General features: G+C 55.2%; 8 protein-coding genes. 4 read left to right on the forward strand and 4 right to left on the reverse strand.

The window, feature by feature from the left end; genetic code table 11:
• The first annotated feature begins 217 nt into the window (after nucleotides 1-217).
• Complete coding sequence (locus BM323_RS10905) at nucleotides 218-1552, forward strand: carbohydrate porin (protein WP_036648467.1); 1335 nt, start codon at nucleotides 218-220, stop codon at nucleotides 1550-1552.
• A gap of 115 nt (nucleotides 1553-1667) precedes the next feature.
• Here the strand turns inward: BM323_RS10905 and yegD are convergent, their stop codons facing one another.
• The 3 genes from yegD to BM323_RS10920 form a co-directional block, all read right to left on the reverse strand.
• On the reverse strand, nucleotides 1668-3020 hold the full coding sequence (gene yegD / locus BM323_RS10910) for a molecular chaperone (protein ID WP_008104893.1): 1353 nt from the start codon (nucleotides 3018-3020) through the stop codon (nucleotides 1668-1670).
• 77 nt (nucleotides 3021-3097) lie between these two features.
• Nucleotides 3098-5662, reverse strand: a complete 2565-nt coding sequence (locus BM323_RS10915; RefSeq protein ID WP_008104891.1) for a diguanylate cyclase — start codon at nucleotides 5660-5662, stop codon at nucleotides 3098-3100.
• Nucleotides 5663-5823: 161 nt separating this feature from the next.
• Nucleotides 5824-6435, reverse strand: coding sequence for a phosphatase PAP2 family protein (locus BM323_RS10920; RefSeq protein WP_008104884.1), 612 nt, complete (start codon nucleotides 6433-6435; stop codon nucleotides 5824-5826).
• 230 nt (nucleotides 6436-6665) lie between these two features.
• Here BM323_RS10920 and udk point away from each other — a divergent pair, with 230 nt between their 5' ends.
• The 3 genes from udk (at nucleotide 6666) to asmA (ending at nucleotide 9904) form a co-directional block, all read left to right on the forward strand.
• Complete coding sequence (gene udk / locus BM323_RS10925; RefSeq protein WP_008104883.1) at nucleotides 6666-7304, forward strand: uridine kinase; 639 nt, start codon at nucleotides 6666-6668, stop codon at nucleotides 7302-7304.
• A 72-nt stretch (nucleotides 7305-7376) separates the two neighbouring features.
• Nucleotides 7377-7958, forward strand: coding sequence for a dCTP deaminase (gene dcd / locus BM323_RS10930; protein ID WP_007888946.1), 582 nt, complete (start codon nucleotides 7377-7379; stop codon nucleotides 7956-7958).
• Nucleotides 7959-8104: 146 nt separating this feature from the next.
• Entirely contained in the window at nucleotides 8105-9904 is a 1800-nt protein-coding gene (asmA, locus tag BM323_RS10935; RefSeq protein ID WP_008104882.1) for an outer membrane assembly protein AsmA, read from the forward strand.
• A 36-nt stretch (nucleotides 9905-9940) separates the two neighbouring features.
• Here asmA and BM323_RS10940 read toward each other — a convergent pair whose 3' ends face one another.
• The gene (locus tag BM323_RS10940) at nucleotides 9941-11497 is read right to left on the reverse strand and encodes a TerC family protein (protein ID WP_008104881.1); all 1557 of its coding nucleotides are present in this window, start codon (nucleotides 11495-11497) and stop codon (nucleotides 9941-9943) included.
• Between the last annotated feature and the right edge of the window lie 212 nt (nucleotides 11498-11709).

Below are 11709 nucleotides of genomic sequence, written 5' to 3' on the forward strand. Positions count from 1 at the left end.
GTTTTCAGGGACGCTGCGGCGTCCCGCCTTTTTCCTGCTCTGCCTCACAAAAAATGCCATTTTAGCCAAAAGATTTTCAATCATCGACTGGCGTCACAATTGCGCTAACGCACTATCAACCTGCGGTAAACTGCGCACATATTTGCAAAAATTGCCAAATCCTCAGCACTATCCTCTGTTCGAACCATTCCAGTAACTTCATATAAGAATAACCATCATGAACAGAAAAGAAGCAGTGCAGCATTTACCCCGCCTGGCAGCTGGAACCCTGATGTTTGCGATGCTGAGTGCATCTGCGCTGGCCGCTGATGCTTTCAGTTACGACTCTCCATATATGTTTGGTGATTGGGGCGGTTACCGAACGCAACTGGAAAATGACGGCATTAAATTCGACGTTAACTACACCATGGAAACCGGCTCCAACCTGGCAGGCGGTGCCGATACCAACACCACCATGCGCTACAGCGACCAGTGGGCGTTTGGCGCTAACTTCGACCTGGAAAAACTGCTCAACTGGCAGGATGCCCAATTCCAGGTGACGATTACCGATCGTAATGGTCAGAACATCGCCGATCAGGTCGGCGATTCTCGTACTGGCATGTTGTCATCACCTCAGGAAGTGTACGGACGCGGCCAAACCTGGCGCTTAACCCAATTCTGGTTGAGCCAGGGTCTGTTCGATAACACCGTGAACCTGAAAGCCGGTCGTGTGACCGTTGGTGAAGATTTCGATAACTTTGACAGTAAGTTCCAGAACCTGGCGTTTGGTAGCGGCCAGGCAGGTAACTGGCGTGGCGATCGCTGGTTCAACTGGCCGGTTTCCCAATGGGGCGGCCGGGTGAAAGTGAATATCACGCCAGAGGTATTCTTCCAGGTCGGTTTCTATAACCAGAACAGTGCCAACTACGATCGCGGCGATGGCTTCCGCCTGGATACCAGCAACTCCGAAGGCAATATGGTGCCGGTAGAGTTGGGCTGGAAACCGACCTTAGGCGCAGACAAGCTGCCGGGTAATTACCGCATCGGTTATTACTACTCTTCGGCGAATGGCGACAACTACGGCAGCTGGCGCGATGGCGCGTATCAAAGCCAGGATCATGCTTATGGCGGCTACGTGCTGTTGCAACAGCAGTTGACGGCACAAGGTGGCGATGCCAGCCGTGGCTTGGGCGTAACCGTACAAGCGGTGATGAACGACCACAAAACCTCGAAAACCGATAACTATCAGTCGGTGAGCTTCACCTGGAAAGGGCCGTTTGATGCGCGTCCGCAGGATGAGATTGGTGTCGGTGCAGCGCGTATTCACGTTAACAGCGCTTACACGCGTTCTCTGCGTGAGCAGAACAACGCTAACGGCGAAACGGACTTCAACAGCCCAACTTATCTGCCGATTCAGGATGGTTCGGAATATAACTATGAGATTTACTACAACGCTCAGCTGACCAAATGGCTGCAGCTGCGTCCGAACCTGCAATATGTGGTTGCGCCGGGTGCGGTGAGTGAAGTGAAAGATGCGTTTGTAGGCGGGATCAGTGCGAACGTGAATTTCTAATCTGGCAGAATCTTTGGCTTTTCCCTCTCCTTTTGGGAGAGGGCAGGGTGAGGGGAAAATCGCACCGTGCGTTCTGTCCCTCACCCTAACCCTCTCCCGCAAGCGGGAGAAGGAACTATCTGAACATCACTTCGGCCCAGCGGGCGAGGCCGGCGGTCACCGAGGCGAAGTCATCGCCGCTGGCAATTGGCGTATCGGGCAGCGCCTGTTGCAGTGCGGCGCGCAATACCGGCGAACGTGCGCTACCACCGGTGAGATAAATCACTTCTGGCTTGGTTTCGCAGGTGGCGAGCGCCAGATGCACTTGCTCCAGAATCCGTTCCAGCGGTTGGTTAATCGCATCTTCCAGCTGCGCTGCGCTGATTTGCGCCTGCAATTGGGCGGCGATAAACGCCAGCGAGGCGTCGGTTTCTTTCACCTCCGACAGCGCAATCTTGCTCTCCTCCGCCGCACGCACCAGACGATAGCTCAGCTTCTGCTGCCACACTTTCAGCAGGTGCGCCACTTTGTCACTGTGTTCGGCATCACGAATCAAATCGCGCAGCAGTTTGCCGCTGGCCGCAGAATAGAAGTCGCTTTGCGCCGGAACATCGTTGATTGCTACCGCATTCCACCACGGCAGCGCAGGCAGCGCGGTGCCTTTTTGCGTATTGCCACCGAGGCCCAGCAGCGGCATCAGGGTTTTGAACGCCAGCATAATGTCGAGATCGTTTCCGCCCACGCGGCATCCGCTGTGGCCGAGCAAGCTTTCACGGCGATCGGTTTTGTGACGCCATTCCGGGCCCATCAGCAGCATCGAGCAGTCGGTGGTGCCGCCGCCGATATCAACCACCAGCACGCGCGTCTCTTTCTGCAGCGTGGCTTCAAAATCCAGGCCTGCCGCCACCGGCTCAAACTGGAACTCGACATCACGGAAACCGGCGCGCTGTGCTGCACGCAGCAAAATGCCTTGCGCCTGCTGATTGGCCTCTTCGCCGCCTAAACCCTGGAAGTTAATCGGGCGACCAATTACCGCTTGCTCAATCGGGCGATCGAGCTGAGTTTCACCTTGCTGACGAATGTGCAGCATCATGGCGCACACCAGCTCTTCAAAGAAAGCGATCTGCTGCGGCTTCAGGCCGTTAGCGCCGAGGAAGGATTTCGGTGATTTAACGAACCACACTTCTTCGGGATCGACCATATATTGCTGCAGCGCAGTCAAACCGAACTGCACGCTGCCTGGCGTGACGTCGATATCTTCTTCGCGGTTATAGCGCAGCGCACGCTGCAATAAGGCGGTGCCTTCGCTGTCTGGCGTTGGAACCTGATGATGGCGATGCAGCCATTCACTGATCGCTTCACGCGTTGGTGCACAAATCATGGAGGGAAGCAGGCGCTGACCATTCTCCAGTGTCAGCAGGCGCGGCGTGCCATTATCGCTGACCGCAATTGAGCAGTTTGCTGTGCCGTAATCGAATCCGATAAACATATTTATCCCCCATGCCGGAAAAAAGGGGGCGACTTTAGCGCAGCCAGCGCGGGCTGGCAATGGGCAGACGTGGCAGATTACATCTGCACTTCCTGATAAACGTGATACTGACCACGGCCCGCATGTTTTGCGCTGTAACAGGCGACATCGGCCTGTGACATCACCACATTGCTGATGCAGTTGCGTTGATCGATTTGCGTGATGCCGGCACTCGCGCCGACGTGATAAGGCTGATCCTGCCACATAAAGCGGTATTCGCTCACGGCGGTGACGATGCGCTGCACCACGTCGCGCACCTGATCCACTTCGCAATTTGGCAGCAACACGCCAAACTCATCGCCGCCCAAACGTGCCAGCATATCGCTGCTGCGCAGATGATGTGGCATCAGCTCTGCCAGTTCGCGCAGCAGCGCATCACCGGCGGCGTGGCCAGCGGTATCGTTCACCGCTTTGAATTTATCCAGATCGATAAACACCAATACGTGATGGCTATTATTGGCCGCCGCATCGTTCACCAACTGCTTTAAACGCTGCTCGAAGCTGTGACGATTTGGCAGGCGCGTCAGCATGTCATGTGAGGCGCTGTAGCTCAGACGCTTCATCACCTTGCGCGATTCACTGACATCCTGAATAACCATTACCGCGCCGATGCTGGCACCGGTCAGGGTTTTCAGCGGCGTAATGCTGTAATGAATCTCGACGCGCGTGCCGTCTGGCGTGTGCAGCACCAGCTCTTCATCGAGATCGGGGGAAATTTTTTCGCCTGGCAGCTGGCACAGCAACAGGTTGTCCACACGCGGCCCGCTCGCGCCACGCGTGATGTTGAGTAGCTCGGTAATCGGCACGCCTGCCGCTTTTTCCTGCGGCCAGCCGCTCAGCGTTTCGGCCACCGGATTCATAAAGGTGACGCGCATTTCATCATCGGTACTGATCACCGCTTCGCCGATGGAATCGAGAGTGATCGCCATGCGCTCTTTTTCCTGGAACAGCGCTTCATTCAGCGCGCGCAGCGGCGTGATGTCCTGACAGATGCCGAGCATACGTTCGATCTGCCCATCCTGACTCAGGATACGGTTGGCCTCAGAACGCACATAGCGCGGGCCTTCCGGCAAATTGATGCGGTATTCCAGATGGAAGGCGCTGCGACGTTCGATGGCCTGCTGCACCACCAGCGCGGCGGTTTCCCGTTCAGCCGGATCAAGCAGATGCACCCACAGATCGTAGGTGGGCGTTTGGTGCGGACCTAAGCCAAACAGCTCGTACATGCGCTTGTCCCACAACATCTCACCGGTTAGCAGATTCCACTCCCACACGCCAATGCCGCCAGCTTCGTTGGCCAACGTGATGCGTTCCATCAGGCGGCGATTGACCTGCTCGCTCTGCTTCAGCTCGGAGATATCGATGATCTGGGCGATGAAGTAGTGCGGCTGTTGCGCGGCATCGCGCACCATCGACACCGTCAGGCGCGCCCAGACGATCTCGCCATCCTTGCGGAAATAGCGCTTCTCCATGGTGTAGGTCATGATTTCACCCGCCACCAATCGTTCCAACTGCTGCAAATCGCTGTTGAGATCGTCGGGATGGGTGATTTGCTGGAAAGTGAGTTTTTTTAGCTCATCTGCCGGGAAGCCTAGCGTCTGGCACAGCGACTGATTGACCTGCTGCCAGCCACCATTCGGCGCAACCAGCGCCATGCCGATCGCGGAGTATTCCATGGCGTTACGGAAGCGGGTTTCACTCTCGCTGATGTGATGCTTTTCGCGCTGGAAGGCGTCCATCACCAGCGCCATCACGTGGCTCGGCAGCAGCACCAACAGGAACGGCAGCCAGGTGCTGACCTGGCCGAGCAGCATGCCGTTTTGCGCCAGGTTGACCAAATTAAAGGCGAGCAGAATCGAGATAAAACTGGCGTTCAGGAAGAACAGCAGAAAGGCTTCAAATTTTGGCAGCCGCACCGCACACCAGAACAGAATCACCACAATAAAGGTGAAGGGCCACGGCAGAAAACGCAGCGATAAATAGCTGGCGAGTAGCGTGCCAAATAGCGTCAGACAGGTTTCCAGCTGTCGGCCTGGCGTAAAAATCTGGCGCAGCGGTTTATTCGGCCACAGCAATAACACCGGACCAAATGCCAGCACGCCGATCACCTCAGAAATCACCCACGTCGAGAAGAAGGGCAGTGACGCGCTGCTACCGACATGCAGCATCCACAACGCCACCACACCGCCAAGCAGCGGCGCAATCAGACCAGCGCACAGGGCAAAGCGCACCCAGTCGAGTAACGAATTGAGCGGGGCGCGGCGATCGAGCAGGGCGCGCAGCATCACGCCGCCCAGAATCGCCTGCACCATATTTAAGATGGCGAACTTAATGTTACTGAGCGCGGGACCAATAATGATCAGATTGGCCAGCGCGGTTCCCATCACGCAAGCAAACAGCAACAAGGGAACGTGTCTGGAGTGCGCACGAAACACGATCACCGTCATTAGCGCGGTGGAGTACCAAAGCGGTGAAATACGTCCGCTGACAACAATCAGTTCCAGACAAAATAGCGTCAGTAGAAAAGTGAGCCCGCCAATGAGCAAGGCTTTGAGCCAAATTCGTTGTGGTCTGTCTCGTGAGGTCAATATTTCGAGGGTCATGCAAGAATCCAGCTGCGCGCACCTGATTCACGATGGAAAATGCGCCAATCAATCACTATTTCGCATGCTAGCACATCTGTTTGAGATGTCTGCCGGGAATTGCATTTAAGTCGTTATTCACTGAATTGATTGGCCCTTTGCGCGCAAAGGGCCAATCGGTGTTAGCGAAAAAGATCGGCGCGGGTATAGGGCTTTTCTAAGCCGGCAAGATTGGCAGAGAAGCGCTCAAGGAATTGTTGTGTGGTGGCGACGCGACCATGGCCCAGCAGCAACAGCGGCACCAGCAGCGCAACGCCAATTTGCGGCAGACTAAAGCCCTTCAGCGAAGTGCGGCGCTGCGTCAGCAGGAATGCGGTGCTGAGCGTAAAACCGAGCATCAGGCCCGCCAGTACTTCGCTTTTTGAGTGCGCGTGGATTACCAGGCGCGACAGGCCGACCATCAACGGGATCAGATAGCCGATACCGATGGTAAACAGACGCCAGCGCGGCGACCAGCGACCTGAGATCAACCACATCATCACCGGCCAGAGCGTGGCGGACATCGCGCTGTGTCCGCTGAAGCCGGTGAAGTTGAATCTGGCGCTACCAATACCAAAGCCGAGAAACAGTATTTTTGAAACGCTCACCACCAGGCCAGCCAGACCAAACGCCAGCACCCAATACCAGACGGTTTGGCGGTTGTCGCTTTTCCATGGCAATACCAGCGCGATGATTACCGCAGTCGGGATCAGCAACATGCTGTCGCCAAAATAGGTCAGGGTTTTCCAGCTCATACTTTTCCTTGCGGCTACATTCGGAGTGCCAACGCCAGCTACAGTGTTGGCAGATGAACAGTGTATCGATTAAGCGTCTGGCTGCAAAAGGGGATATTCTGAAAAGCCGTTGGCCCATTTCTCTGGCATCAAACCGGTGAAATACCTATAATTGCCGCCAACTAACCCTCTCATTCGGCCCGTTACAGCTTCGGCTTAGGCAGGCTCCAGTTATCAGGTCTTAAAAAAGTATGACTGACAAGTCTCATCAGTGCGTGATCGTTGGCATCGCAGGTGCATCCGCATCCGGAAAAAGTCTTATCGCCAGCACGCTCTATCGTGAAATCCGTGACCAGGTCGGTGACGAGCATATCGGTGTGATCCCCGAAGATGCCTACTATAAAGATCAGAGCCACCTCACCATGGAAGAGAGGGTGAAAACCAACTATGACCATCCGAGTGCGATGGATCATGATTTGTTGTTGCAGCATCTGCGCGCGTTGAAAGCCGGCCAGGAAATTGAGCTGCCGGTTTACAGCTATGTTGAGCACACGCGCACCAGCGATTGTATTCATCTCAAATCGAAGAAAGTCATCATCCTCGAAGGCATCTTGCTGTTAACCGATGCGCGCCTGCGCCAGGAGATGAATTTCTCCATCTTCGTCGATACACCGCTGGATATCTGCCTGATGCGCCGCATGAAGCGCGATGTGAATGAGCGCGGCCGCTCAATGGATTCGGTGATGAGCCAGTATCAGAAGACCGTGCGTCCGATGTTCCTGCAATTTATTGAACCTTCCAAGCAGTACGCTGACATCATTGTGCCGCGCGGCGGAAAAAACCGTATCGCGATTGATATCCTCAAGGCCAAGATTAATCAGTATCTGTAACGACATGGCGTCCGCCCCGACGTGACGCGCTGTCGTAGCCATTCGCTACACTTAATTCATGGAGTACCTGCGATGAGATTATGCGATCGCGATATTGAAGCCTGGCTGGACAACGGAAAGTTGGCGATTGAGCCGCGCCCACCGGTGGAACGCATTAATGGCGCCACGGTGGATGTGCGCCTCGGCAACCAGTTCCGCACCTTTAGCGGCCACACGGCGGCGTTTATTGATTTGAGTGGTCCTAAGCACGAAGTCAGTGCTGCGCTGGACCGCGTCATGAGCGATGAGATTGTCCTGCCGGAAGGCGAAGCCTTTTTCCTGCATCCTGGCGAACTGGCGCTGGCGGTAACGCTGGAATCGGTCACCATTCCCGACGATCTGGTCGGCTGGCTGGATGGCCGCTCTTCGCTGGCGCGCCTGGGTTTGATGGTACACGTCACGGCGCACCGTATCGATCCGGGCTGGCAAGGCCGCATCGTGCTGGAGTTCTATAACTCCGGCAAACTGCCGCTGGCGCTGCGTCCCGGCATGTTAATTGGTGCTTTGAGCTTTGAGCCGCTGTCAGGCCCGGCTGCGCGACCGTATAACCGTCGCGAAGACGCCAAATATCGTGGTCAGCAGGGCGCGGATGCCAGCCGTATAGATAAAGACTGACTAAAACTAATGCTTGCCAAAATAATTCGAGTTGCAGCAAGGCGGCAAGCGAGTAAATCCCCGGAAGCTTACATCAGTAAGTGACTGGGGTGAGCGAGCGCAGCCAACGCTGCGGCAACTTGAAGTATGACGGCAATGAGGAATTGATGAGAAGAGTGATAACTACGCTGGCCATCCTGTTAGTGGTGGTCGTAGCGGGCATGACAGCATTGGTGTTGCTGGTCAATCCCAACGACTTTCGTACCTATATGGTACAGCAGGTAGAGCAGCGCAGTGGTTATCAGCTTCAGGTTGGCGGCGATCTGCGCTGGCATGTCTGGCCGCAGCTCAGCATTCTCGCCGGGCGCATGAGTCTGACCGCGCCTGGCGCCACGCAGCCAATGGTCACCGCCGACAATATGCGGCTGGATGTCAATCTCTGGCCGCTGTTGTCGCATCAACTGAGCGTCAGCCAGGTGATGCTAAAAAACGCCATCATCCGCGTAACGCCAGACAGTGCAGCGCAAAAACCGACCGGTGCGCCGGTGGGTCCGGGTGATGCCGAGCCGGTGAGCAGCAGCAATAACGGCTGGTCATTCAACATCGGCAAATTGCGTCTTGCCGATAGTTTGCTGATTTGGCAGCAGCCAGGCGGCGATGAATACAATTTCCGCGACCTGAATCTCAACCTCGATCAGGATGCCAGCAAACAGGCCAGCATCAATCTGGCTACCCGAATTTCGCGTAATCAGCGCAATGTCAGCGTCAATCTCAAAGGGCAAATGAATGTGGCGCAGTATCCGCATCGTTTAGTCGGACAGTTGGATGAGATGAATTACGCCATCGACGGTGCCAATCTGCCGACGCAGGGGATAAAAGGCACCTTGAGCGGTCAGGGGGAATGGAACGGTGACAATCAGCATTTCTCTTTACAGAAGATGCAGCTCACCGCCAACGACAGCGCGCTGGAAGGCAGCGCCGATGGACGTTTGGCGCTTCCACAGCAGCTAAATCTGGCGCTGCATGCCACCAGTTTGAATATCGACGCGTTGATGGCGAATGCACCGTCGACGGATAACAGCGCGCCGCAGCAGGCTAACGTGACCAGCACGCCGGTGATTGCTGAGCCGCGTATGCGTGACAACAGCGACTCGCCGCTGAATCAGCTGGATTTGACGCTCAACCTCACCGCAGATAACAGCGTGTGGCGCGGCCTGACGCTGACCAATTTGCAGCTCGACGGCAGCAATCAGCAGGGTTTGATGACGTTGAGTAAGCTGCAAGGCAAATTCGGCGAAGGGCATTTCTCGGTGCCCGGCTCGGTAGATATTCGTAAACCGGTAACGCAAGTGGCGTTCCAGCCTGAGCTGGATAACATCGCCATTGCGCCATTGCTGAAAGCTTTAGAACTGCCAGAGACGCTGCAAGGTACCGTTTCGCTGAAAGGCGATATCAGCGGAGCGGGATTAAGCATTGAAGAGGCAAAACGCAACTGGCAGGGCAGTGCGGATCTGGAAGCGACTAATTTGCAACTTTCGCAGCTGAATCTGCAACAGATGGTGCGACGTGCGGTGGCGCGCGTCAGTAATCGTGTCACCAACGATCAGCCCGACGATCAGGGCATTCAGCAGTTGAGTGGACGCGTTACGCTTAAACAGGGCATCTTCAGCTTGCCGGATCTGCAGGGCGGCAACAGTCGTCTGGCAGTGCAGACCAAAGGCAATGTCGATATGGTCAAACAGCAACTCGACGTCACCATTAATATGATGCTGCGCGGCTGGCAGGGCGACGACAAATTAGCTGCTCTGCTGAACCAGCAAACTATTCCGCTACGCATGTACGGCGGCTGGAATAATCTGCAGTACTCATTGCCAGTGGATGACGTGGTGCGTCAGCAGCTGCAAAGTGAAGCGAAGTCGCGCTTGAATCAGTGGCTGGATCGCCAGCAACCGGAGAAGCAGCCATAATCGTTGTAGGGTCGCCATTTATGGCGACCTGGTTGATTACAAAACGATCGGCACTATCTCCACCTTCTGTACGCGATGGTTTTCTACCTGCAACGTACGCAGCAGATAATCGCCGATCTGTAACTCTTCGCCTTCCTGCGGCACATGTTGCAGGCTATCCATCAGCAATCCCGCCAGCGTGTGGTAATTGCGCTTTTCATCCAGCGGCAGCTGCACGTAGACGGCTAAATCCTCTAATGGCATATGACCGTTTGCCACCCATCCTCCGTCTGGCAGCACTTGAATATCATAGCGTGCATCAACTTTTTCCCCTTCAATCGGCAGATTGCCGGCGATGGTTTCCATCAGATCGCTTAGCGTGACCACGCCTTCCACCGAACCAAACTCATCCACCACAAAGGCGAAGTGGGTGCGCGCATTGCGGAACTGCTCCAGCGCCTGCAATAAGGTGACGCGCTCAGGAAATATCAGCGGCTGGCGAATCAGCGAGCGTAAATCTAGTGATTTGCTGTGCAACGATTGATGCAGCAAATCAATCACGTGCACCACGCCAACTGGGTCGCGGCCCTGTTCGGTAACCAGAATGCGCGTGTGCTGATTACGATCGAGCTTCGCCATAATCTCCGCTGGATCTTCAGTCAAATCGATATGCTCAACGTCATGGCGCGAGGTCATGATGCTATTAATCTGACGCTGGCCAAGCCCCAACACGCGCGCAATCATGCGGCGTTCCTGGCGATTGAAGAGTGCACCTTCCTCGCCGTCGGCCACCAGTGACGCGGTATCGGCGTCAAGTTCCGCACGTTGCGCCTCGCCGCGCAGAATACGCAATACGGCTTCTGAAGTGCGCTGACGCAGCGGACGTCCGGCGGTGAGGTAGCGGCGGCGATTGAACATCGCCAGCTGATTGAGTATCTCGATGACGATGGAGAATCCAATCGCCGCGTAGAGATAACCTTTCGGGATAATAAAGCCTAATCCTTCTGCCACCAGACTGAAGCCGATCATCAGCAGGAAGCTCAGGCAGAGAATCACAATGGTCGGATGGCCGTTGACGAAACGCGTCAGCGGCTTACTCGCCAATAGCATCAGCAGTATTGCCACCGTTACTGCCGCCATCATCACCGGCAGCTCATTGACCATGCCAACGGCGGTAATTACCGAGTCCAGCGAGAAGATGGCGTCCAGCACCACTATTTGCGCCACCACTGGCCAGAATTTAGCACCGTTCTTATTTTGACCAGTTTCCTCGTCAGCCCCTTCCAGACGGCTGTTTAACTCGGTGGTGGCTTTATAAAGCAGAAAGAAGCCCCCGCACAGCAGCAGCAGATCGCGGGCGCTGAACCCATGATTCAGCAGAGTGAACAGCGGTTTTGTCAGCGTAACCAGCCAGGAAAGTGAGGCGAGTAGCGCTAAACGCGACACCAGTGCAAGTAGCAGACCGATAATGCGCGCACGGTCGCGTTCCTTTGGCGGCAACTTTTCAACCAGAATGGCAATGAAAACCAGGTTATCAATGCCCAGCACCAGCTCCAGAACGATTAGCGTTACTAATCCGGCCCAGAGCGACGGATCAATGATCCACTCCAACATGTGTTAATCACCTTAATGTCTGTGTCATGCGCTTAATCTGATGATAGTTAAATGGCATAAAGCCTACAAATAGCGGCTAACGCGGTCAATGCACGGTGTTGCCAGGCAAGAAGAATAACCCTGATTGCCGATTTGCACAGATAAGATGAAAGTATGGATAAAAATTGCACCTGAATGATGGCGGCTATTATTTTTTTTCAGCAGACAAGTAC

This window comes from Pantoea sp. YR525 (assembly GCF_900116775.1).
Taxonomy (GTDB): domain Bacteria; phylum Pseudomonadota; class Gammaproteobacteria; order Enterobacterales; family Enterobacteriaceae; genus Pantoea; species Pantoea symbiotica.